Annotated in this window: 21 protein-coding genes and 1 pseudogene; 12 read left to right on the forward strand and 10 right to left on the reverse strand. The window is 69.2% G+C overall.

Features of this window, described 5'->3' with window-relative positions; genetic code table 11:
- Nucleotides 1-6 precede the first annotated feature (6 nt).
- A complete protein-coding gene (locus ACZ6S6_RS33210; protein WP_469708625.1) occupies nt 7-807 on the reverse strand; it encodes a hypothetical protein in 801 nt (266 codons plus the stop codon).
- A gap of 991 nt (nt 808-1,798) precedes the next feature.
- Nucleotides 1,799-2,742 (reverse strand): annotated as a pseudogene (locus tag ACZ6S6_RS33215) (IS630 family transposase); the annotation flags it as partial.
- On the opposite strand from ACZ6S6_RS33215, the gene ACZ6S6_RS33220 reads away from it, so the two are divergent.
- Nucleotides 2,729-3,907: a hypothetical protein gene (locus ACZ6S6_RS33220; RefSeq protein WP_469708776.1), complete on the forward strand. Its 1,179-nt coding sequence runs from the start codon at nt 2,729-2,731 to the stop codon at nt 3,905-3,907. The pseudogene ACZ6S6_RS33215 and the gene ACZ6S6_RS33220 overlap by 14 nt on opposite strands.
- Nucleotides 3,892-4,254 carry a hypothetical protein gene (locus ACZ6S6_RS33225; RefSeq protein ID WP_469708627.1) on the forward strand — a complete coding sequence of 121 codons (363 nt, stop codon included), beginning with the start codon at nt 3,892-3,894 and terminating at the stop codon, nt 4,252-4,254. Before ACZ6S6_RS33220 ends, ACZ6S6_RS33225 begins: the two co-directional genes overlap by 16 nt.
- A gap of 570 nt (nt 4,255-4,824) precedes the next feature.
- On the opposite strand, the gene ACZ6S6_RS33230 is transcribed toward ACZ6S6_RS33225, so the two are convergent.
- The 8 genes from ACZ6S6_RS33230 to ACZ6S6_RS33265 form a co-directional block, all read right to left on the reverse strand.
- Entirely contained in the window at nt 4,825-7,695 is a 2,871-nt protein-coding gene (locus tag ACZ6S6_RS33230) for a P-loop NTPase fold protein (RefSeq protein ID WP_469708629.1), read from the reverse strand.
- Between the two features lie 87 nt (nt 7,696-7,782).
- Entirely contained in the window at nt 7,783-7,977 is a 195-nt protein-coding gene (locus ACZ6S6_RS33235) for a hypothetical protein (RefSeq protein ID WP_469708631.1), read from the reverse strand.
- Entirely contained in the window at nt 7,974-10,616 is a 2,643-nt protein-coding gene (locus ACZ6S6_RS33240; RefSeq protein WP_469708633.1) for a hypothetical protein, read from the reverse strand. The genes ACZ6S6_RS33235 and ACZ6S6_RS33240 overlap by 4 nt, the downstream gene beginning before the upstream one ends.
- Nucleotides 10,617-11,553: 937 nt before the next feature.
- Nucleotides 11,554-11,826 (reverse strand): helix-turn-helix transcriptional regulator, encoded by a 273-nt coding sequence (locus tag ACZ6S6_RS33245; RefSeq protein WP_469708635.1) that lies wholly within the window; start codon nt 11,824-11,826, stop codon nt 11,554-11,556.
- Nucleotides 11,811-12,623: a hypothetical protein gene (locus ACZ6S6_RS33250; RefSeq protein WP_469708637.1), complete on the reverse strand. Its 813-nt coding sequence runs from the start codon at nt 12,621-12,623 to the stop codon at nt 11,811-11,813. The genes ACZ6S6_RS33245 and ACZ6S6_RS33250 overlap by 16 nt, the downstream gene beginning before the upstream one ends.
- Before the next feature lie 364 nt (nt 12,624-12,987).
- Complete coding sequence (locus tag ACZ6S6_RS33255) at nt 12,988-13,314, reverse strand: hypothetical protein (RefSeq protein WP_469708639.1); 327 nt, start codon at nt 13,312-13,314, stop codon at nt 12,988-12,990.
- An 80-nt stretch (nt 13,315-13,394) separates the two neighbouring features.
- Nucleotides 13,395-13,955, reverse strand: coding sequence for a UTRA domain-containing protein (locus tag ACZ6S6_RS33260; protein ID WP_469708640.1), 561 nt, complete (start codon nt 13,953-13,955; stop codon nt 13,395-13,397).
- Between the two features lie 83 nt (nt 13,956-14,038).
- The gene (locus ACZ6S6_RS33265) at nt 14,039-14,869 is read right to left on the reverse strand and encodes a GntR family transcriptional regulator (protein WP_469708642.1); all 831 of its coding nucleotides are present in this window, start codon (nt 14,867-14,869) and stop codon (nt 14,039-14,041) included.
- 464 nt (nt 14,870-15,333) lie between these two features.
- Between ACZ6S6_RS33265 and ACZ6S6_RS33270 the strand changes: the two genes are divergently transcribed.
- From ACZ6S6_RS33270 to ACZ6S6_RS33315, 10 genes are all read left to right on the forward strand, one after another.
- Nucleotides 15,334-16,290 carry a hypothetical protein gene (locus ACZ6S6_RS33270; protein ID WP_469708644.1) on the forward strand — a complete coding sequence of 319 codons (957 nt, stop codon included), beginning with the start codon at nt 15,334-15,336 and terminating at the stop codon, nt 16,288-16,290.
- A gap of 547 nt (nt 16,291-16,837) precedes the next feature.
- Nucleotides 16,838-17,269 (forward strand): hypothetical protein, encoded by a 432-nt coding sequence (locus tag ACZ6S6_RS33275; RefSeq protein WP_469708646.1) that lies wholly within the window; start codon nt 16,838-16,840, stop codon nt 17,267-17,269.
- On the forward strand, nt 17,266-17,397 hold the full coding sequence (locus ACZ6S6_RS33280) for a hypothetical protein (RefSeq protein WP_467650313.1): 132 nt from the start codon (nt 17,266-17,268) through the stop codon (nt 17,395-17,397). Before ACZ6S6_RS33275 ends, ACZ6S6_RS33280 begins: the two co-directional genes overlap by 4 nt.
- A gap of 10 nt (nt 17,398-17,407) precedes the next feature.
- Nucleotides 17,408-17,605, forward strand: coding sequence for a hypothetical protein (locus tag ACZ6S6_RS33285; RefSeq protein ID WP_469708648.1), 198 nt, complete (start codon nt 17,408-17,410; stop codon nt 17,603-17,605).
- Nucleotides 17,606-17,621: 16 nt separating this feature from the next.
- Nucleotides 17,622-17,783, forward strand: a complete 162-nt coding sequence (locus ACZ6S6_RS33290) for a hypothetical protein (protein WP_469708649.1) — start codon at nt 17,622-17,624, stop codon at nt 17,781-17,783.
- Nucleotides 17,780-17,992, forward strand: a complete 213-nt coding sequence (locus ACZ6S6_RS33295; protein WP_469708651.1) for a hypothetical protein — start codon at nt 17,780-17,782, stop codon at nt 17,990-17,992. Before ACZ6S6_RS33290 ends, ACZ6S6_RS33295 begins: the two co-directional genes overlap by 4 nt.
- A 260-nt stretch (nt 17,993-18,252) precedes the next feature.
- Nucleotides 18,253-18,441: a DUF5999 family protein gene (locus tag ACZ6S6_RS33300; protein ID WP_469708773.1), complete on the forward strand. Its 189-nt coding sequence runs from the start codon at nt 18,253-18,255 to the stop codon at nt 18,439-18,441.
- Nucleotides 18,442-18,540: 99 nt separating this feature from the next.
- On the forward strand, nt 18,541-18,927 hold the full coding sequence (locus tag ACZ6S6_RS33305; protein ID WP_469708652.1) for a hypothetical protein: 387 nt from the start codon (nt 18,541-18,543) through the stop codon (nt 18,925-18,927).
- 128 nt (nt 18,928-19,055) lie between these two features.
- Nucleotides 19,056-19,433 (forward strand): hypothetical protein, encoded by a 378-nt coding sequence (locus ACZ6S6_RS33310; RefSeq protein WP_469708654.1) that lies wholly within the window; start codon nt 19,056-19,058, stop codon nt 19,431-19,433.
- A 139-nt stretch (nt 19,434-19,572) separates the two neighbouring features.
- Complete coding sequence (locus tag ACZ6S6_RS33315) at nt 19,573-22,149, forward strand: hypothetical protein (RefSeq protein WP_469708656.1); 2,577 nt, start codon at nt 19,573-19,575, stop codon at nt 22,147-22,149.
- Nucleotides 22,150-22,184: the final 35 nt, after the last annotated feature.

Raw genomic sequence — 22,184 nt, forward strand, 5'->3', positions numbered from 1 at the left:
AGACCACTACGGGAGGGCGGGGGCACCCTCCTTGGTGTAGAGCTCCGCAATGGCGTGGCCCAGATCTTCCTGGTCGCGGAGTTCGATGTTGGCAGGGTTGGCAGCGGTCGCCAGGAGCCCGGAAAGTTGGTGAATGGCGTCCGCGACAACGGTTGCCTTCAGCCGGGCCGCCGGAAGCGGGACATCGTTTTCCTTCGATGCAGCCTGTAGGGCGGCATCGGCCTCGAACGCTTCGCGAAGACGGACTGGCCATACCGCAGGGACGGGCCCGTCAGGCAGAGGCTGGCCGGCATGCTCAGCGCTCCTGACCTCGAAGACGTGGGACTTCTGGACGCTGAGGGATCGGTCGGCCCGTCCCTGAAGGTCGGGAAGTTGCAGAAGCCGCAGCGCGAGGGCGCGGATCTCGATGGCGTGGTCCGTCGCCCAGGCGCGTTCCGCTCGCCGCCCCCGCTGGTCGCGGGCGAATTCGATACGGTTCTGCTGGGTCAACCGCCGTCCCGCGAGTTCGTCCAGGTCGGTGCGCAGTTGGAGGTAGCGGCGTTCGGCGGCCTGGCGGCTGCCGAGTTCCATGGCTACGGCCAGGCGGCTCCAGGTGATCTTCCTTCTCCTGGCTGCCGAGATGACCCGCCTCTCGTCCTCCTGGAGCTTGTCGCGCAGGCAACGGAGAACGAGAACCCCGGCTAAGAGGTCGGTCTCGCTCAGTTCCTCTGTGGCATCGAGCTCGATCAGCCTCGCGATTCTGTCGAGCTTTTCCGCGATCTCGCTGAGTTCCCCGGTGGAAGGCAGAAGGCCCGTGACGTTGGCCATCTCACCCATCCATCCTGTCGGTTTCTGAGGTGTGGCCAAGTGCTGCCACGCGTAGCGCCTGTTGCTTTCGGCTTCAGGCCGGACGCACTTTGTCGTCCGTTGGCTGACGCTTTTTGTCGTCTGACGGTTGACAAAAACTGGATCATCCATTGAATTACTCATGTCAATTACTCCGGGGTAAATCAGGGTGCGGCTTATTCGCCGCTCTGGTCAATGTTCTGATGACGCGACGTGCGGCGGCGGCGCCAGGCCGCGAGCGCCGCACCGGCCCCGGCGAAGAGCGCCGCGCCGAGGAACTGAGCGCCGGCCTCGTGAAGAAGAGAGATCTTGCAGGTCAGACGCGCTGAAGGACACCGGGTCCTGTGCGTCGTTCTCCTTACTGGTCGGGTGAGTCGGGGCCTTGGGCGTGCCGTTCGGTTCGCCTATCGTGAACCTTCGCTTAAAGGCCCGCAGCAACCGGCCCCGTTGACACCTTCCCTGGGTGCGATTGTGTATCGACGTCCCGGGGAGGGTGTGAGGCTTGTCATCGGACAGTCTTACCGAACCAGTCCGGCGACATGAACCCACGTTGCTATTCGCCACCCTTCGCCAGGCTTCAGGATCGCTTTCTATCGATGCAGACCCTCCACCGAGTATGCGGAATTCCTTCTTCCTTTCCTTCGGTGTATAAGCGCGAGCGGTCCCGAGTTCCGGCCGGTATCTGCCCGAGTGGTGCCGCAGATGCCCCGCCAGCTCCTCCTCGGTCAGCGCGATGCCCATCTGCTCCGCGAACGTGATGACCGCGAACGCACGCAACTGCTGGGGGCTGGTCAAGCGGTGGTGCGCAGCGGAAGGGGCGCGTTGGGAACCAAGGCGGCGGTTCCGGCCTGCCGGGCGGCACGTTCCGCGGCGGCTGCCTCGGTGGTGGCGGCCTCACGGCGGCGCTGGAGATGAGCAGCGTTGATCGGGGCCGGCGCTTTCCCGGACTACTGAGGTTTAACTCGTGGTGTCGTCATGCGGATTTGATGGTCAGGCCGGTCTCGGTGAGGCAGCCGTCGATGAGGTTGCTGCGGTACTGGATGTGCCGTACGCCGCTCCGGAGGGTGCGGATGAGGTGCTCTGGCGTGGAGAAGGCGACGTTGGAGAGCCAGCCGCGACGTAGCAGGGACCAGATGCCTTCGACTGGGTTGAGGTCGGGTGCGTAAGCCGGCAGGTAGAGGATGTTCAGCCAGTCCCGGGAGGCGGCGAACTCCCGTAGACCTGCGGCTTTGTGCACGTTGAGGTTGTCCCAGATGAGGACGATCGGGCCGCCGAGCTGTTGGTGGGCTGCGATCAGAAGGTCCCGGTAGTCGCGCCAGGAGAAGCTCTTGCGCCCGTCGCGCCGGCCGTCGTCCCGTCGCGGCCGGTAGATCAGCCGGGATCGGTGGCCGGGTTTGTAGCAGGTCAGCGCGGCGATCGATATACGTCTGCGAGAGCGGCCGCGGACCCGCACCACCGGGGTCCGGCCGCGCTGGGACCAGGTCTTGGCATGCGACGGCGTCATGGAGAAGCCGGCTTCGTCCTCGAAGACCAGCCAGGCTCCACGAGCCGCCGCTAGTCTTCCGCGCGGGGCCACACCTCCTTGACCCACCCGGCCACCGCGTCGTCATCGCGCTCCATGGCACGACGGGCCGGAACCTGGCAGGACCAGCCGTTACGCACCAACAACTTGCGTACGCCCTGGATCGTGTAAGTGAGGTGGAAGCGCCGTCCGATCACCGTCTTCACACGGCTCAGAGTCCAGCGCTGGTCCTCCCAGCCGTGCGCGGCCGGCCCCTTGGCCAGCTCCGACTCCAGCTGAGCGAACTGCTTCTCGCTCAGTCGCGGCAGCGATGCAGGCCCCTGCGATCGCAGGGATCGTGGACCGCCCTCGGTCCACGCTTGACGCCATCTCTGCACCGACGTGCCGGCCATCCTGCGCCACCGTCGCCTGTGGGCCGGGCTGGTCTCCGCCCTGGCCCGGCGCCCCGGGCAGGTTGAGGCGGCGGTCGCGCTCCTGCCACGCCTCGCCGACCACGAGGTGGAGCGGGTCGTGGGGGACTGGGACCTTGACCGGTACACCCGCAAGGAAGGAGCCGCGCCGCCCCCGCCGGTGCCGCAGCCTTTGTTCGACGCCGTGCTCGAGGCGTCCCTCACCCCGCTGGCGGCGTACTTGCTCCACCCGGAACCCGAAGAGGGCTGGGAGGCCATGTCCGGGTACGCGAATGACTGGTCGTTGGAACTGGGAGGTCGCAGCGCCTGGGCGATGCTCGCCCGGTGTCCCGAGCGGTGGGCGGAGCTGGTCGCGCATCCCACGCTGGGGGCGGCCGTCCAGCACCTGCTCCTGGACCAGGCCGAGACCCAGGCCCGGGAAGACGCCCGAACCTACGCCGCCGGCTACCCGCCCGGCGAGGAAGACTCCGGCGAAACACTCCCCGCCGAAGAGCTGGCCTCCGCTCTCAGTGAGGACCTGCTGCGGGCCTGCTTGCCCGCGTTGTGCTTGCCCGAGCTGGCCGACCTGCCCAACCCGCAGGTGACCGCCCGCAGGACCCTGCACCACATCGCTTGCCGCGTCGACAACAACCCGCGCCTGGCCGGCCTCGCCGCCGAGCAGCTGCACGTGGCCGCCGACGCGGCCGTGGTCCGCGGCCAGTTGCTCAGCCTGCCCGAGAAGCGGGCCAACGACTACGAGTTCGACGGACGTGTCCGTCGGCTCGCCGAGGATCTGGCCCTGCTCAGCACCAACCCTGACCACCTTGCGGGCGCCTGCGCTCAGCTCGCCGCTCTGGATCCGCCGGCCGTGGTCTCTCCCGCACCGAGCCGGACCCTGATCCGCATCGTCGACAACACACTGCGCGCCGACTACGATCGGCTGGCCCGGCTCCTGGAACGCCACTCCGAACACCGCCGGGCCCAGACTCTGGCCGCTCTCGCCGCGAACCCGCACACTCCGCACGCCGCCGTGACCGATGTCCTCACCGTGCTGCACCCCGCCGAGCTGGCCTGGATCGCCGAGAAGGTCGACGGCCCCGACTGGTTCCTGGAGACGGCAGCGGCCGTCCCTGCCCCGAGGGCGAGGACGACGGTGTGCTGCGGCTGCTGAGTGACGACGACCTCGACCAGCACCCCGACCCGGCAGCCGTCCTGCAGTCCTGGCTCGACTCCCCCGCCACCGGTGAGATCCTCTCCCGCTCCGAGGTCTACCGAGCCCTCCTCAGCTCCCGCCACCACACCCTGGAACATCTGCGCCAGATCCCCGCCGGCGAAGTTCTCACCCGCCACGGACCCGAGATCGCGCTGACGGCCCTGCTGGAACACTGCGGGCGCACCACCGGCCGGTGGGAGGCGCTCGCCACCGCCATGACCTTCGAGCACGACGACACCAAGCTCACCTTCGGCGAGCTCCTCGACTCCCTGGACGGCGCACCCGCGCAGACACAGACATCCTGACCCTGCTTCATACGTCACGCGGTCCGCTCCAACGACTGCGGTGCGGGTGGCGGGCTGCCGCTTTCTCGGGGCGGGCCCGGCGCAGGCCGGCGGTCCCGGTCACGCCCGCCTGACGACGGCGCTGGACACGGACCTGGTCATCGGAGCCGGCGCATCGACTACGCCACCATCACCGAGCATGAGATCTAGGGCCTGTATTGGGTTGTCCCGCGGCGTCACGGGGCTGGGCTCGCCCGCTCACAGCGTTGCCGAAACGCCCTGGTAGCGGAGCTACCAGGGCGCTCCGGCGCCTTGCGATCGCACGCATCCAGCCCCGCTCCTCCTTCCGCGTGACAACCCAATACAGGCCCTAGTACACGGCCCTCTTCCTCGGACGCCACGTCGGCAAGGCCCACAAGGGACGACCCAGGAGCACTGACCCACTGCTCCTGAGCTACACGGATTCTGGGGCCCCCGGAATCACTGGCCGCCGCGCCCCCACGTGGCACTACTTCCTCTGGAACCTCATCTCCCAGTCTCCCCAGGTGCCCACGATCAAGAGGAAGCTTCGCCAAAGGATCATAGGGTCGGTCAGGTGGCGGGGTGGATTGCGCAGCTCGCGGTGCGTTGCGGGGGGATGGGTCCGCTGGGATCCGGGCTGAGGGGCAGTGACCAGGCTTTTCGGATGTCGGTGATGAGGGTGCGGGCGCTGTAGGGGGAGATACCGAGTTCCTGGCGGGCTTCGGCAAGGCGCTCGGGTTCTCCGGGGAAGCCTTGGGTCTGGGCTTGTTTGAGGCGTTCGTCGAAGCCGGTGGTGCTGAAGATGTCGAGGAGGGTGAGGGAGAAGTAGGCGTAGGCGGAGGCTTCGGCGATGAGCTGGTGTGTGTCTTCGCTGAGGGTGTCGGAGGTGTTCGGGACTGGGTGGTGACCGGTGAGGGGGTGGTAGGCGAGTTGCTCGAGTCCGTGGGCGAGGGGGTGGATATTGCAGGGGCAGGGATTGCGGAGGTGGCCGCCGAGGATGCGGAAGGTGCTGAGGGTGCCTTCGGTGTCGGGGGTCCACTGACGTTTACTCAGGAGCGTGCGGAAGCCGGCGAGGGTTTCGGAGAGCTCTTCGAGGATGAGGTGGCGGGAGATCTCGGCGAGTTCGTGGGAGCGGGATCTCTCCTGCATTTCGCGGATCTGGAGGGCGTAGCGGAGCAAGTCGCGCAGGATGCCGCCGGAGAAGGCGTGGGCGAGGAGGGTGTAGGGAGTGGTGAGGGCGGAGCGTTCGGCGAGGACGGTGCGGGATTCGGCGAGAGTGCTGGGCTGGACGTGGATGATGTCGTCGAGGGAGCTGTCGGTGACGTCGCGGTGGGGGAGGCCGCGGCGGACGAAGGCGGCTCCGACGTCCTCGGCGACGGAGAGCAGGTAGTGGACGTGGGGGATGCCGAGGATGGCTTTGATCTCGCTGAGGAAGGCGAGTGCGTTGGTGTCGGAGCCGAGGCGGTCGAGCTCGTCGATGGCGATGATTACGGTTTTGCCCTGTTCAGCGTATTCGTGGGCGATGAGACGCAGGAGGGCGCGGAAATCTTCGACGAGTTCGGGGAAGTTCGGGGGGACGGTGGACAGGGAGGTGTTGTGGGTGGTGCCGAGGCTCAGGAACTGGGAGATCCCTGTGGTCAGGGTGTTGCCTGAGGACTGGATGGTCTGGAGGCGGTAGAGGTAGTCGCGGCAGCGCGAGACGAGCTCGGGTTCGCGGGGCCGGGGTTCCCAGTCGTCGACGCGCCTCAGGAGGGTCCCGGCGGTGAAGGCAGCGAGCCGGAGGGGGTTTGCCTCGTCGGCGACGAGGCGGTAGGTGTCGGGGTCCTGGGCGAGGTAGAGCAGCGTGCATGCGCCAGCCAGGGTGGTCAGCGGGGTGAAGATCCTCCGCAGGTGGATGTGACGGCTGCCGAGTGGGAACTCGATGCCGGAGTCGCGGGCCCTGGCGAAGAGGACCCACACCGATAGCACCAGGCCGGCGCGGATCAGCGCCTCCCAGGGGAGTTGCTTGTCCAGCGGCTGCGGGACCGGGTCCGTGGTCAGGTTCAGGGGCCTCAGAGAAAAATGGACAGAGATGTCGCCGTAGTCGACGAGGACGCTCAAGAACGTTCCGACGATCAGGAGTGCCCCGAGGAACAGGCAGCCTTTTGTCGTGACGAGGCGCAGAAAGCGTGGAATCCAGGAGGTATTCCGGGCATTCCACAGGCCAAAGGCCACGAAGACGGCGATGACGCTGGCCGCGACGGCCTGGCCGTGCCAGATGCCGAGGGCCAGGTCCGCGGCTCTGTGAGCCTGCCGGACGGCGAACTGAGCGAGGGTTTCGGCGTAGCGGGTGTAGAGGGCGCGGACCGGGCTGGAGAACGAGAGGATCAACAGTGCTGTGGCGGGCAGTGCGTAGGCCCCCCAGCGGCCAAGGCGTCCGGCTCGCTTCCGCATTCGCTTGAGGAAGCGGCCGAAGGGGGAGAGCCGGGTGAACTCGGGAATCTCGGCCCGATGCTTGGCCATGTAGGTGCGGCACAGGCGGACCGACAGAGTGAGCAGGAACTCGTGAGGGGTGTACGTGGCGGGTGCCTGGGCCAGAACACCGAAGCCAGCGGTCACAACCTGTTGTTCCAGGAGCGTGGTCTTGCCGGCGCCACGCGGGCCGCATACCGCGATAGTGCCGTCCTCCAGGTGAGAAAGCTTGCGTTTGAGATGGCCGGATGACTCGGTGTCGACGAGGTAGCCGCGGGCCCGGGGGGTGCGCAGGCCGTCGTGGCCGTCCGGCATGAACAGGGAGTCGGGGTCGGGGCCGAGCATGTGGCGGACGAGGGGCTGCACCAGGAGGCGGGCCGCGTCGTCGCGCAGAGCCTCACCCCACCGGACAGCGAGGGTTCCCAGTTCCACACGCTGGGCCAGCCAGGCGACGCCGTAACCAGCGGCGAGGAAGCTGTGGCGGAGGTTGAACCAGACCGCGGTGCCCCGAAAGTAGAGGATGGTGATGGCGGCTACGGTGGCGGCCAGGAGGCCCAGGGCCGAGAACACGCCGCCGAAGATGAAGGCGCTGACAATGGCCGCTGCGATCGACAGGCAGACCGCCAGCCAGTTCCACTCGGACTCGGCCGCCACTTGGCGGTGCTTGCCAGCAATCTCCTCAAGGTCTGCGGACGCTGTCTCGAACATAGCCCGCGGGCCCGGCGCACACTGGCTGGTGGCAAAGCGAACGTAGTGGATCTCACGGAGGGCGGCCTGGACACTTTCGCGGTCCACGCCCGGGCGTTTGCCCAAGAGCTGCGCCGTAGCGGGCTCGGCCAGGGCATCCGACACAGCCCTGCGATAGACCCTTGCGCTGTCTGGCTCAAAGAAGTCCCACATCGTCACTGCCCAGAACCGCTGCAACGCCTGCAACCGGAACACATTCCGCCCTTTCCCCCGGATCCAGAAGCTGCGGACAATAGCGGCCACCACCAGCAGCGGGGGCCGTTATAAATGGAGATGGCTGGAGTTAACCGTTTGGCGCCCGTAGAAACTGACCGCTGCTCGCCGTATGAGTCACACGTCCTCCGTCATCATCCGGCTGATCGCGCTCCCCAGCCCGAGCGGCTCGCGGCCATCACGCCGTACGACGGTGCCGGGACGCCGCTTCGGCTTCTTCGTCTGGGCGCCGTTCTTCTTCGCCGCTTCCCGGGCAGCGAGCAGGGCCTGGCGCGCGAGGTCGACGCCGCTCGGCTCCGTCTCGGTGGTCATGCGATCACCGCCGTGTCGCTGGCCAGCTGGCGGGCGGCGAGCTCGGGCAGCCGGTCCGTCCACGGCGCGGTTACGGCCTGCTCGGTCCGGGCAGCGGCCTCGCGCAGCTGCTTCAGCCTGGTCGCGAGCAGGTACTCGGCAGTGCGCTCCCGGGCGGTGTCGGCGGCCTTCATCGCAGCGGCGACGGCGTCCGCACCGTTCGGGTTGTGCCGGAACCAGCGCCGCCCCTGCTCGGTCTTGTAGGCCCGCCGGGCTTCCGCGTCAGCTTCCTCGGTCCGGCCCAGCCGCCCCAGCGCTCTGCTGCGGAATTCCGGCAGCGCCGCCTCCACTGCCCGGAGCGCGCCGAAAGCGAGCACGGCCGCCGCGCCAATCGGGTCGGCGTCCAGCTCTCCGGGCAGTGCCGAGTCCAGGAACGCCCGCCGGGCGCGCTCGGTATCAGCTGTCAGCGAGGCCCGGACATCGGCGGCGACGGCGTCGATGTCGCCCGGGTCGGCGAGGTCGGCCGACCATGTGGCCGCGACCATCCCGGCCTCCAGGATCAGGGCCTCGGTCCGGCGCCGGTAGCCGCATCCCTCGCACAGCCCACAGGCCTGCTGTTGCCCGCAGTCCTCGCACGCCAGCGCCTGACGGACCGCGTCAGCGGCAGCCGCGGCCGCGCGCTCGCGCTCCGCCCGCTCCTGGTCAGCCGTCCGGGACTCTTCGCGCCGGGACTTCTCCGCACGGGCCTGCTCGCGACGCCGCACCTGGTCCTCCGCCTCGATGGCCGCCTGCTCACGCAGCCGCTCCTCGAGGACGCGCCGGCGCTCGTCGTCGCCCAGGTGGGGCAGCTCCCGCTCGATCTGCGCCGCGGTCTTCGCCCGCCGGGCCCGCCGGATGTGCACCACGTTGCCGCAGTTCTCGCACCCGCCACCGGTGTCCAGGCGGATCCCGTCGTCGCAGCGCCGGTCCGAGCACGACGGCCGCCGCACCAGACCCCGGCCGATCAGCCATCCGAACGGCTTGTTGATTAGGGCCTCGCAGCCGGTCTCCTCCAGGCGGTTGGTGAGCCGGTCAGCCAGCAGCCGCGGCGCACCACCCGGCACCGCCAGCAGGCCCTCCAAACAGGCCAGCTCTGTCTTCGCAACCTCCTCCACCCGGTCCTGCTGCCAGCTGCTCAGCCGCTCCCACAGCCACGAGACCGGCCCCAGGGCTACCCGCAGACGAAGATCATCCGGAAGGGCCACCCGCTTCTGCTGCTGCGCCTTTTCCCACCCCGCGGCCTTCGGTCGGCCACTGACACTAGCCCCGGCAGGGCGCTTCTCCACCCGCTCATCGACCGGGGAATCCTTCGGCTTTTCCCCGCGAAGCGGGCCGCCCTCAGCTACCGGCGACGCCGACCAGGCAGCACCGGTCTCGCCCTCGGCGGCCTGGTCCTCGCGCACGCACACGCGCTCCGGCCGACGGCCTTCAGCCCCACGGCCTTCGCCGGAAAAGCCACAATCAAGCTGCGGAGGAACGACGGGAGTAACCAGGTAGGGGTGATCAGTGTGAAGGGTTGCCGTAACGTCGGGCTCTGCGAATTCAGCCCTCCCGACCTCCTCCGCGTCGCTGACCTGCACTGTTTCCCCGGTCTCCGGGGCTTCACTAGGCCCTGCCGCATCGTCGGGGTCTGAAAAATCGGGATCCGGAGCCTCCACACGCTCCTCCTGGACGTGGGCGGCGGTCCTGCGGCCGTGCGCGGCGGCGACGGCCGGCACCACCAGCCGACTGCGCTGGTTCAGCTTGGACACCGTCTTCATCCGGGGCCGCAGCACCAGCTGCATGTCCTCCAGTCGCTCCAGCACCTGTTCTGCAGCTGACACGGTGCAGCCCAGCAGCCGGGCCAGGGTCGCCACCGGGCGGCCGCGCCGGGTATCCACGCTGCCGCCGCGCTGCCGCACCCACCCGTTCTCCCGCGCCTCCAGCACCAGCAACAGCAGCGCCAACCGGTCCGTCGCCGCGCCCCGGCCCGTACGGCAACCGAGCAGCCCGGCCGGAGTGACCGAGCCGTCCCTGTGCGCCCAGCCCGGGGCCATCACGGCCTCCATCAGCGCCAGGAACGTTGCGAGCTCCTTCTTCGCCAGGTTCAGCGGGTGCCCCACCACATCCTGGGCCGCCCACATGGGCTGCACCCGGCACAGCAGCCCGTCGTGCTGGTTGAACTCCCCTTCCGCCGTCTCCACCGTGACCAGACCGCACTTTTGCAGAGCCGGGACGACCGCCGTAGCCGTACGGGACTTGGACAGACCGATCCACCGGCCCAGCTCCGCCGTCCGGATCTCGACCTCACCCGACTCCGACGGTGTCCGCGACGCCAGCACCACCACAGCCAGACGTACCGGATCCGGCATACCAGTCAGACCATCGGTGTCCAGCAGCGCACGGACCGCACCCTTCAGCCGCGCACAGGTGCCCCTGCGCAGGGCAAGCGGGTGCCCGGCCTTGCGCTTCGGTGCGGGCCCGGCCTGGGCGGGAAGAGGCCCGAAGCGCGTGCGCGCACCACGCTGCACCGGCCGAAGCCGGGCCCGCGGACGCCCGAACGAAGCCTCATCGACCGAGTTGTCGACGTCGTCCCACAAAGGGTTGTCCAGCACGGCGCCCGACGCCGCCACGGCGCTCACCGGCCCACCGCCACGACACGGCGGTGCGCGGACGCAGGCAGGCAGGGGCGAACGATCATCCCGGCAGCCTGGGGGATTTCCCCTGTGGACAGAGTCCGGAGATCGGCGGCGGGCCTGTGGACAATGGGATCGGACCGGCGAGAGCCGTTCGACGGGGCGGCGGACACCGTGGCGGCGCTTCGCGATCCCATTCCGAAAACGCCGCAGTTGTAGCTTTCTACCGGAAGACCCTCTTCCTGCACGAATCGCTTGGAAGGGGAGAAGTCGGGCGCGAATCCCGTCACACGGGACGATCGCCGGACCTGAACCGGGGTGAATCGGGCAGAGCCAAGCTGACAGAGGGACACCAGATCGGGCACTATGAAGAGACCAACTTCCATATGCGTGGACCGACCGAGCCCCTAGCGGGGCTGGGCCCATCCGTTCGTGTGGATGTGTGGGTGCCCCCTCCGTGAGGAGCGGGCACCGGACGACGAACCAGAGGCGGGACTTTCTTCCTCCTGTGGCGACTCGGACGGGTAGTGCGGACGGCTTTTGGGCCGGTCGTGCGGAGTTCCGTTGGCCTTACCAAGGGCCGGTGGAACGTGCGGACGCCCCCTACCAGTGGGGCGACTGCGGTGAAGCTCGGTCCTCACGGACCGGGTGGAGCGCTCGGTTGACAGCCGAGTGGAACGACCCGCTTACCAAGGCGGGGTACTGCTGGAATGCGGTACTGCTACTGAAGAACCAGCTCAGTGAGCTGGAGCCTGGAACCGGCGCCAACCGGGACCAGGCAGCCGACCTGATTCATGCGTGGTCGGCGCTGACGGGCCGCGCGAGGCCGGAGTGGATTACCAGTCCACTCTTTTGGCGCGCGCGGCCGATGACCTAGGTCATCCCGACCCCCTCGATACCGAAGGCGGAGTCGGCGAACCCGAAAACGGGCGGCACCGCGAAGTCATCCCTCATCGGACGCTCCCTCGATGGCGGCGTCCGGATACTTCTCTGCCAGCTTCCGAAGAAGGTGCGCGTACGCGCGACGGTTCCCGCGGTGAGGCTGGGTGGCCCCGGCCTCCCAGCGAGCGATCGCAAGGCGCTTGACGCCGATGGCCTCAGCGACTTCGGACTGCGTGAGGCCGGCGGCGAGCCGGAGCTGCCGCCGGACCTGGAGCGCGGGGAGGGTGTTGTCCTCCTCCACCAGGGCGTCAATTCGCCTCAGCGGATCAGACATCGGGACCTCCACCGTAGGGAATGATTGCCAAAAAGATACATGATCCCGACGATCTTCGGTAACGAGAACGAGCGTGTTGCTGCGCGAGACGCCGATCGCCCCCATCTGACTCCCCTCCCTCCCTCCCTCCCTCCGCTGGTGACAGTCCTGCTCCTGACGTGAGAACGCGCAGGTAGAACCCCTTGGTGCCCCTGAATCGGAACAGATTTCGAGCGGCAGCTCCAGCGCTCGCCGACTCGTAACCCTGTTGCTCCCGCCTGACGGGACGCTTGTTCGTGAACCGTCCCGCCACGCGCGGCGAGCGCGATGATGTCGCGGTGCTGCGCCAGACTCACGCGCTGGTGCTGGAGGCCCACGACCCGCGCCAACCAGGCTTTTCCATCAAGGAGCAGCTGGTCGGCGGGCATGTACGCGTACTCGCAGCACAACCGGTCCGCAGTGATCCGCAGAGCGTCCAGGGTGGCCACATCGACGTCGGAAGCGCGCAGCCGAGCGATGATGTCCACGATGTCCATGCCGCTGACCTGCAAAATCTCGGCTCGCCCGTCACGACGGCCCCGCTCAGGGAAGAAGGCACCAGTCGTCGTGTTGAAGACGGCAGTGATGGCCGACTGGTACTTCGTCGGCTGTGCGTCACCGCGCTCCCACCTCTTCCACTGACGCAACATGTCCTGCTTGCTGACCTCATGGTCCTCGGGGAGTCGGACCATCAGCCGATCCACCGCGTCGGCCTGCGACCAGTCGCGCGCAGCACGCTCTTCGACCATCCGGCGTGCCCAGTCAGGACGATCATCCATCGCCGTTCCCCTTCCCCGTACGGTCCAGCGGCGCAGCCTGTGGTCCGTCGGAGTGGTGCCCGCGGAGCGGAGGCCGGCCCTTCTGCGGCCGAGCATGGCACGGCCCCTTGATCGCGCGGAGGTGACAAGTGGCGGTGACATTCCAGATGTCACCGGCGGTCGTCACTTTGCGCAGCGTCTCAAGGGGCGCACGGTGTGTGCCGTTCACAAGAGTCGATCCATGTCCCAGGGGGAGGCGAACGGCGTATGCCGAGTCCATCCGGCGTCGGCGAATCGGAGAAGCATCGAGTGCAGCAGATGGTGCTTCACGGCTCCTCCTTTGCTGCGGCCATGGGGATCGGAGTCAGCGGATCTTCCCTGCGTGCTACGGCGCGATGTCCGAGGCAGAACGTTGGGCCTGGAACACGTACGCGTATGCCGTCCCGAGGTACCCGTACGTGCTGCTGCCGTCTTCCGCGAGGGCCGACGCTGCCGATTCGGCGGCGCGCTCCAACTGGCGAGCGACGGAGGCCGGGATGTCCGCGGCGGCGAAGTCTCGCAGCGCTCCCGCTACCTCGGTGAGACCAGTGCCCTCGGGAAGGCCATTCGGCCCTTCGACGCCCGCGAGCGCGGGAATCCACCCCGTGTCGGTATCCAGGGAGCTGCGGAGTTCTTCCACCAGCTCGGGGGCGGTGAGGCGCTGCTCGTTCATTCGGGGGGTCCGTTTCCAGAAGTCCAGAAGGGCCGGCGGCGGCGCCCCGGCGAGACCGGGACGCCGCTCTCGGAGGTGTGTCAGGCGAGCGGAGCGGCGTAGCGCAGCTTCCAACCCTTCCCCAGGATGTGCTGGGTGACCTCGACTACGCGGCCATCAGCCGTCGCGCCGATGTGGTTGATGGTCAGGACCTCAGTGCCCTCGGGCAGCCCGAGGCGGGTGGCCTCTTCCAGGGTCGCCTTGCGGAGCTCAACGTCCTCGGTAGCGGTGTCGCCCTGGTCGTACCCGGCTTCCTTCATCCGGCTGATGATGCCCCCGACACCGGTGTCCTCCTGTTCGATGCCTGCGGATTCCGCAACGTCGGCCGGGATGTACGTGGTGACGAGCTGGATGACGCGCTCACCGTCGAACATCTCGCGAGCCCGCACGACGACGTCGCCGTCGACGCCCAGGAGCTCCGCGACATCCGCCGGCGCGGCGGCACGGCTGACCGTCACCTCCGTGCGGGGGCTGCGGCCGGACCGGCGCAGCTCAGCGTCGAACGCTCCGCGGGCGCCGTTCTCTTCGCGCTGGCCGGTGGTGTACCGGGTCCGCGCGTCGCGCAGGATCACGCCGTCGTCGTCGATTCGGTTGCTAGCCATGTGCTGAATGCTCCTTGCTGGTGTGGTAGTCGATGCTCGATCCGTTCTGGCGCTTGCGACGTCAGCACGGGAGTTCTTGCTACTCAGCCGGTTTCCGGTGAGTCGATGACCCACTCGTACGCGAGCTTCCATTTCGAGCGGGGCAGTACATGGAGGCAGATCTCCACGATCCGACCCTCGGCAGTCAGTCCCTTGTGGGTGATTTCCAGGACTGCCTGTTCAGCAGGGATGCCGAGCGCTATGGCCTCCTCCTTCGAGGGAGACCTGACTTCGATCTCCTCGCGCAGACGTACCTGCCGGAAGCCGACTTCTGCCATGCGGGACTTGCTGCCGCCGGTGCCGGTCTCGTACTCGGCAAGCACGGGGCAGGCGTCCACGACATCCGGCGGGAACCAAGACGTCGCCACCTGGACGACTTCCAATGCCCCGGCGTCACCAGGAATGCCGACCGGCATGATGCGCTCGCGCTTCAAAGTCTTCGCCCGGTGGTGCATCTCGAAGATGTCAGCGACCTTCTTCGGCGGGACGTCCCGCCCGATCGTGACGATGGCGTCCTTGGGCTCGAGGCCCATGGCCCTCATCTCGGCTTCGAAGGCACCGACCGCGCCGCCGGCCTCACGCAGCGCGGGCAGGTACCGCCTGGTGCGGTCGGACATCATCTTCCCGATCACCAGGGACACGAACGTTCCCTTGCCGCGCCGAGAGAACACGAGACCTTCGTCCTCCAGGAGCCCGTAAACCTCTCGGGCGGTCTGGTAGGCGATGTCGTGCTGCTTCTGGAGTTGCGGGACGCCGGGCAGGCGGGACCCCGGCGCGAGTATGCGCCGCTCGATCTTGTCCCGGATGTCAGCGGCGATCCGCTCGACCTTTCCGGGCTCTCTCTTCGTCACCATCCCCTGCCCTTCCGATCCCAATACAGCGAGCGTCTCTCGCTGCCGGTCCGCACAGCATTGCATGTCTAGTTGTTTCCCGAAAGCCGGGCGCGACATGGATCGGTTGGGGGCCCGACGAAACGCCTATGTGTCTGAGTAAAAGTGCAGGTCATGGCGATGTCGAGAAGCTACTTAGCTAGACAGGTTGACGAACCCCCTGGGAGAGGGCTCTAATCAAGGTGTTCCCGGCGCAGGGCGAGTAGCTGAGCGCAGGGAGTAGTCACGACTTGCATCACCGCAGGAAGCGCCTCCCCGAAGGGGAGGACCAGGGTTGATAGCTCCACCAAATCCCCTGGGCCGGCCACTAGGCCGGATGCCTCCTACCGCACGTCGCAGCGCTGATGCGCTGTCCGATCAGCCAGGACGCCGACCTCGGTCGGAGGCCTGCCGGTCGGAGAGTTCACCCGCGACGCAGCCCCCTCTCCCCTCTACCGGAGGAGTCCCTCATGGCCACGACCACTGCGGAGCCCAAGGCCCGCAAGCGCCGCCGGAAGACCCGGACGAAGAACGTCAGCCCGCTCCCGGCGATCGTCGCCTCTCAGCTCAAGGCCGACGAGATCAACCTGACGCCGGGCAAGGAACACGTCATCTGCCCGACCTGCAGCAACTGGACGCCGATCACCGGAATCCTCAGCACACCGGTGCTGGTCCCCCACCACACCACCCCGTACCACGACCGCACCACCACCACCCCCCGCCGCTGCTCCAGCAGCAACCGCCGGATCACCCTCGACACCGCGATCGACGCCTGGCGGGCGGAACTGACCGAGCGGACCGAGGTGTCCGCGACGGTCGCCTCCCGCCGGCCGACGAAGGTACTGCCCAAGCCCAAGACAAGCGGCGTCGCTGCCGCGAGCCAGCTCAAGCCCGTCCCGCTCAGCGCGGAGCAGGTCCGCAGGACGTTCCGTCAGCACCAGAAGCAGTGCCTGGCCTGCAAGGGCGAGGCCACGGACCGGACAGGGCAGACACTGCCCTGCCCCGACGGTGAGCGCCTGGCCGTCACCTTCCTCCGGCTGTTCCGCCAGGAGCCCAAGCGACAGGCCGTCCGCGAGTTCTTCGCCCAGGAGCGCCGCCGGTTCGACCGCGAGTACGCCAAGGCCGCCCCGAAGCGCGAGGCCGGGTGGGCTGCCGTACTCCCGGCAGTGCAGAACGCCGACCAGTTGCGTCGTGCCGTTCCGGAGGGCGTGCGCCATACCGAGGGCCCCGAAGTCCCCCTGGACCGCATGGTCCCCCGCCCGGCTGCCGAGCAGCCGGAAAAGGGCCAGCTCAAGTGCGAGCACTGCGGCGCTACCGAGGCCAGCCTCGTCGACGCGGTCGCTGCCGGATGGTGCCAGATCACCCGCCGACCCCACTGCGGACGATGCGCAGACCGCTTCCCGGCCTGGACGCACACCTCGTTCTGACCCCGAATCCCCGACGACGAACGACCACGGCCGGTCACCCCGACGAAACGGGGTGACCGGCCGTGGCTGCTCGTACAGCAGTCCAATGCGGCAAATCGAACCGATCGCCTGGAGACACTGATGACCTATGAAGAGGCTCTGAAAGCCAGCAAACAGGCCGGGGTAGCACACGCCGCCGACCCTGCGCTGATGGCCAGCTTCTGCGCGGGCCCCCTGCAGACACTGTGCGGTGCGGTCTCACCGCGTCTCGTCTGGGCTGGGGCACAGGCCCGTGGGATGACGACCCCGGATCTGGCCGCGATGTGCGCCGACCGACCGCTGGAGGTCGCCAGTCTTCAGTGGGCCGCTTAGCGCAGTCGGCCCGCTCCGAGACGAACGACCACGGCCGCCGCCACACCGAGTTGATCGGTGTGGCGGCGGCCGTGGCTGGCTCGTACAGCAGCTCCGGAGCCCAACCGGCCCCGGAAAACGACGAACCCCCGGGATGCACCCCGGGGGCCGTCTTCGCAGCTCACCCTCCAGCGAAGGGGATCTACGCATGCACAGGATGACATCCACTCAGGTTCGGCCCGCGTACCGGGCCGCGCTTTCCGACGCGCTGACCGGCACGTGCCCGACCTGCCACGGCAGCTTCGAGACGTGCCGGTGCACCGGCGTTGTCGCCCTTGTGGCGCCGCGAGCCGGGGCCACCGGCGGCACTGGCCGTGAGGACGACCGTTTCCACCAGGTCGTGCACCAGCTGGTGGCCGACGGCGACGACCGTGCCCGGTCCGCCGACCGCCGCGCACGCCGCACGCTCGCCGAGATGGCCCCCGGGTACGTGCGCCAGCCCGTGCTCGTCCTGCACTGGCCGTCGATGAACGACGCCGACGCCTGCCCGGTGTGCTCCCGGTGGAACTGCGACCCCAGCAACTGCCCGCCCGGCTTCGCGCCCGCCCCGGCGTCCGCGGCCACTGCCCGGACGGGGGCGGCCCGGTGAGCTGCACCTCCTGCGGCGGGAGTGGCCAGCAGATGGTCACCGTCAACCACGTCGGCGCGGACGGCACTCCCTACCAGGGTGTCGAGATGCAGACCTGCCAGGGCTGTTCCGGCACCGGTCAGAAGTAGCCGACGCGTCGTGCCTCATCCGATACGAGCGGCCCGGATCGCCCAGCAGTACGCGGTCCGGGCCATCACCGTGTCCGGCCTGCGCCACCCGATCACCCTCGCCCTGCTCGCGGCGGCCGCCACGGCCGCCGCGAGGGCGTGGGACGCCGGGTACCCCGCAGCCGACACCCACCCCTCCCCTGCACAGAGAGCTGCCTGTGGCCGCTGACCTCCATACCCGCTACATGGCCGCCAGCGACATCTGGCGCACCCACCGCAAGGGCTGCACGGACTGCACCGCCGGGCGTCACTGTCCGGCCGGGACCCCGCTCTTCGAGGAGTTCGCCCGGCTCCAGGACTCCTACCTCACCCACCTCCGCACCACCTGGCAGAGAGGAACACCATGACCGCCACCACCGTCTCCACCCTCGTCCCGATCGACAGCTACCCCACCCCGGCCGGGGCCACCGTGCACCTCCATCGGGACGCCGACGGCTCGCTGAGCAGCGACTGCACCGGTTGCGGCGAGTACGCCTGGACGCTCCAGGTGACCCGCGAATTCGCCCGCGAGCACGCCCGGACCTGCAACCGGCGGCCCCGCCCGGCAGTCGCCTGACGGCCTGACAGCTGCCTGATCCGCTGAACCCCACACCGCCCGCGGCTCCCGTCCCACGGGAGCCGCGGGCAGTTCCCTGCCCGTCCCGCAGCACCGCCGCACAACGGCAGTCCGCACGACGGGAAGCTGGCCTTCCAGCACGTCTCCAACCCGGGAAAATCCCGGGACCGCCTTCCTCCCCGCAGGAGAGCCCCATGGAAAGCAGCCACCAGCTCGACACCGCGACGATCCCCACCAGCACCCTCCGTCTGCCGGACTCGCTGTGCACGCACACGCCGAAGTGCCCGTCTGCCGACAGCTCGGACCGCGAGGCCGCGCACGTCGTGGCCGCGCACCCGGAGCAGGGCTGGAACTTGCTCTGCAACGCCGTACTGGTGTTCGAGGACACCAGGGAGCTGCTGCCCGACGGCCAGATCATCGCCCCGCACCGGCCCCTCGCCACGGCCTGACGGCTGCCTGATCCGCCCGCGCTGACCACCGCACCCCTGCGGCCGGGTCGGGCGGTGACGGGGAGCCGGACAGTCCGGACCGACGACAGGAGGGTCCTCGTGGCCTACGACATGATCCGATTCGCGACCAACCGCTTCATCAAGGTGCATCCGAACACCGTTCTGACCCACGGAGCGACCGAGCCGGTCCTGAGCGTGTTGGACGTGCGCGGCTTCGACGTCCGCGACCTGTTCCTGATCGGCTTCAACGACAACTGCGGCACGCTCGTGTTGCCCAGCGAGTCCCGGGCCGAGCATGCGGCGGCCGGCCTGGAGCCCGCTTATGAGACCCGGGTCTACCTCTTCGGTAGCCGGGACGGCGAGGACGTGTGGGCGACGGACTACACGCGCCGCGCGCTGGACGGCACCACCCTGTCGGCCTTCATCACCAACCTCACGCTCAAGGACGGCCGCCAGGTCATCAAGGACGGCCGCTGGGTGCACTGATGCGTCGGCCTGCCGACTGCCTCCCCTGCCCGGACCGTCGAACCAGACGGCGCGGGCAGGGCGGTGGGGAGCCGAATAGCCCGGACCAGCTGGCCCCGCGCCGGTGAACGCGATACCAGGGAGAGCACATGGCACAGCAGCCGCAGACGCAGCCCGCCGTACGACCGCAGACCCGTTACATCAAGGGGGACATGGTCCTGTTCCGCGACGTCGAGCGGTTCTGGCTCGGTCAGCCCGGCCACACGTTCGTCGGCCGGGTGGAGCGGTCCTGGACGAACGTCCACAACGGCAAGCTCCTCTACGACCTGACGGAGCTGAGCGGCAACCGCGCCCGCGCCGGGATCGACCCCGACTACATGCGGCCGCTCCCGGCGACGGACGCGATGCACGACGTCGACACCGCACCGCTGAGCGAGACGGACACCGGGGCGATGACCCCGGCCGCCGTCGCCTGGCTGCGCCAGCACCTCGCGCAGGGCGCCGCCACGCTGCCCGCCCAGCACTGACCGACCCAGCACAACGGCCCTCCGAGTCCCCGGCATTCAAGCTGCCGGGGCCCCGGAGGGCCTGGTCACGACCTTACCCACCGCCGTAGATCCACGGTGCCCTTCTTGCACGAGGCGCCCGGAAGAGAGAGGACACCCCGTGGCCACCAAGCCCGCCACCCGCCGCCGGCGCCAGCCTGCGGCGAACACGAAGCCCCGAGGCACCGGGCGCGCCAAGGCACCGGCGAAGCCGGTCTCCGTTCCTGCCCAGGCCGCCGCTCCCGAGGAGACGGTGCCGCTGATCTTCTCGGAGGCCGACCCGGTCCTGGCCGACGCCGCCGACCGCGCCGCCGACCTCCGGGACCTGGCCGCCAACGACGTCGCGCGGATCCTCGCCGACGGCGAGGCCCGCGCCACCGAACTGCTGGACGGCGCCCGCACCGAGGCAGCCTCGATCACCGAAGCCGCCAACGCCGATCAGGTTCGGATCCTGGACGCCGCCCAGGCCGACGCCGACCAGGTGCGCATCGACGCCGTGAACACCGCGGCCGCCGATGCCGACCATGTCCGTGCCGACGCCGACGCGATGGCGCAGCAGCTGCTCGCCGACGCGCGCCGCCAGGCCGACACCGTCACGACGACGGCGACCGGTGAGGCCGACCAGGTCCTCGCCGCCGCCAACGCGGCTGCCGAGCAGCTGCTCGCCGAAGCCCGCCGTCAGGCGCAGGAGGTCACCACCACGGCGGCCGCGCAGGCGGAGCAGTTCCGCACAGAGGCCGTACAGGCCGCCGCGAAGGCCCTCGCCGACGCGGAGACCATGCGCACGGAGCTGCTGGCCGGGGCGGAGAGCACTGCGGTTGAGACCCGCACCCGTGCCACCACCGATGGCGAACAGGTGCTGGAGCGGGCGCGGGGCGAAGCCGACCGGATGCGCGAGAGCGCGGACGGCCAGGCCGCGCAGGTACGGGCCGGGGCGGAGAAGGCGGCCGCCGAGGTACGTGAGGACGCCGCCCGTGAGAGGGAGGCGTCCCGCGCGGACGCGGCCCGTACACGCACGCTGGCCAAGGAAGACATCAGCCGGCTGCGGACGACGGCAGCCGAGGATGCCGAGCGTCTGACCCGCACCGCCCGCGAGGAGGCCGACCGGATCCTGGCCGCGGCCCGCACCAAACGGGACACGGAGCTCAAGGAAGCCGAACAGGCCCTGGCACAGGCCCGGCTGCGGGAAGCAGACGCGGACGTCACGCTGAAGGCCGCCGACGACAAGGCGGCCGAGGCCGCTGCCCGGATGAAGCGCGCCACCGACCGCACCGAGCGGGCCCTGGAACGCAAGCGACTCAAGGACCAGGCCCGCGAAGAGCGGCACAGCGCCCGGGACGAGCGGAAGGCGAAGGCCCGGGACCTGCGGGCTGCGTCCCGGGCCGGGAAGCCGACCCGTACGGAGCGGGTCAAGAAGTTCGTGAAGGTCAACTCCGAGCGTCTGATGGTGATCGGGCCGATCACGGCGCCGATGGCGGTGGCGTGGACGGGACAGGCCGGGTTCGCCGAGGACATCCTCGGCTGGGTCGTCCCGTTCACGATCCTGTTCGCCGCCGCCTGGGAACTCAGCACCGCGTTTGTGGGGTGGATGTACCACCAGGCCCGCCAGGGCGGCGACTCCGGCACTCTCTACCGGGTTTCCACCTGGATCTTCGCCCTTGGGGCGGCGGTGATGAACTTCTGGCACGCCTCCGGGCAGGCCGTGGCCGGCAGCCGGGTCTGGGACGCGACGGCCCAGGAGTGGACGGAGCAGATCACCTACTGGCACTTCACGCCGAAGGCCGTCGCGTTCGCCGCGATGAGCATCGTGGGGATGGTGCTGTGGGAGCTGTACGCCTCGCTGATCCACCGTCGCAAGCTCCGTGAGGATGGCAGGGTCGCCAAGGCCCGTCCCTCCATCGGGGCGGTCCGCTGGTTCCGCTACCCGGTTCACTCCTTCACCGCCTGGTCTCTCGCGATTACCGACCCGCGCCTGACCACGCTGGACCGGGCCTGGACCGCAGCCGGTTCACAGCTCGCGGACCGCAAGGCGGTCCGGACCGGCCTGGCCCTGCACCGGGTCGTAGTCCCCCGCATCGGGGCCGACGATCACGGACCGGCCGCCATCCCCACCGTTCTCCTCCTGACCCGCACGGACCGGCACGGACCGCTGGAAAGTCCCGCTCCGGTCCGCCCGGTCCAGCACGGCGGGTATGCGGTCCGGTCCGGTCCGGCTGATCGCCACGCGGTCCACGGTCCGGTCCGGACCGCTGGAGCCACGGACCGGACCGGCGGACCGGCGCTCGCGCTGGAGCCCGGTCCGGCCGGACCGCAGAGCGCTGACCTGCCGACCGGCCCCGGTCCGGACCGGGGACCTCGGACCGTGCCCGCCAGCCAGAGCACGACGGCTGCACGCAGGGTGACGGTCCGGACCACCGATGCCACCCCCGGACCGCAGGAACCGGACCGGACCGGCCCGGCGAACCAAGAAGTCCCGGACAGCGCAATCGGTCCGGACCGTAGCGACGAAGGCGGTCCGGACCGCACGGTCATCACGCTCACGGACCTGGAGCGGACCGCACTGGACCGGCTCCGGACCGCGAACGAGTCGCTGAACCGGACCAACATCGCCAAGGCGGTCCGGACCGAAGGCGGCACCATCGCCACGGACCGCGCCGGACAGATCGCGGTCGCGCTCAAGCAGCACACGGTCCGCTGACCGGACCGACCGCACGACACCCTGCCGCTCATAGT

The organism is Streptomyces sp. NPDC048671, assembly GCF_055587045.1.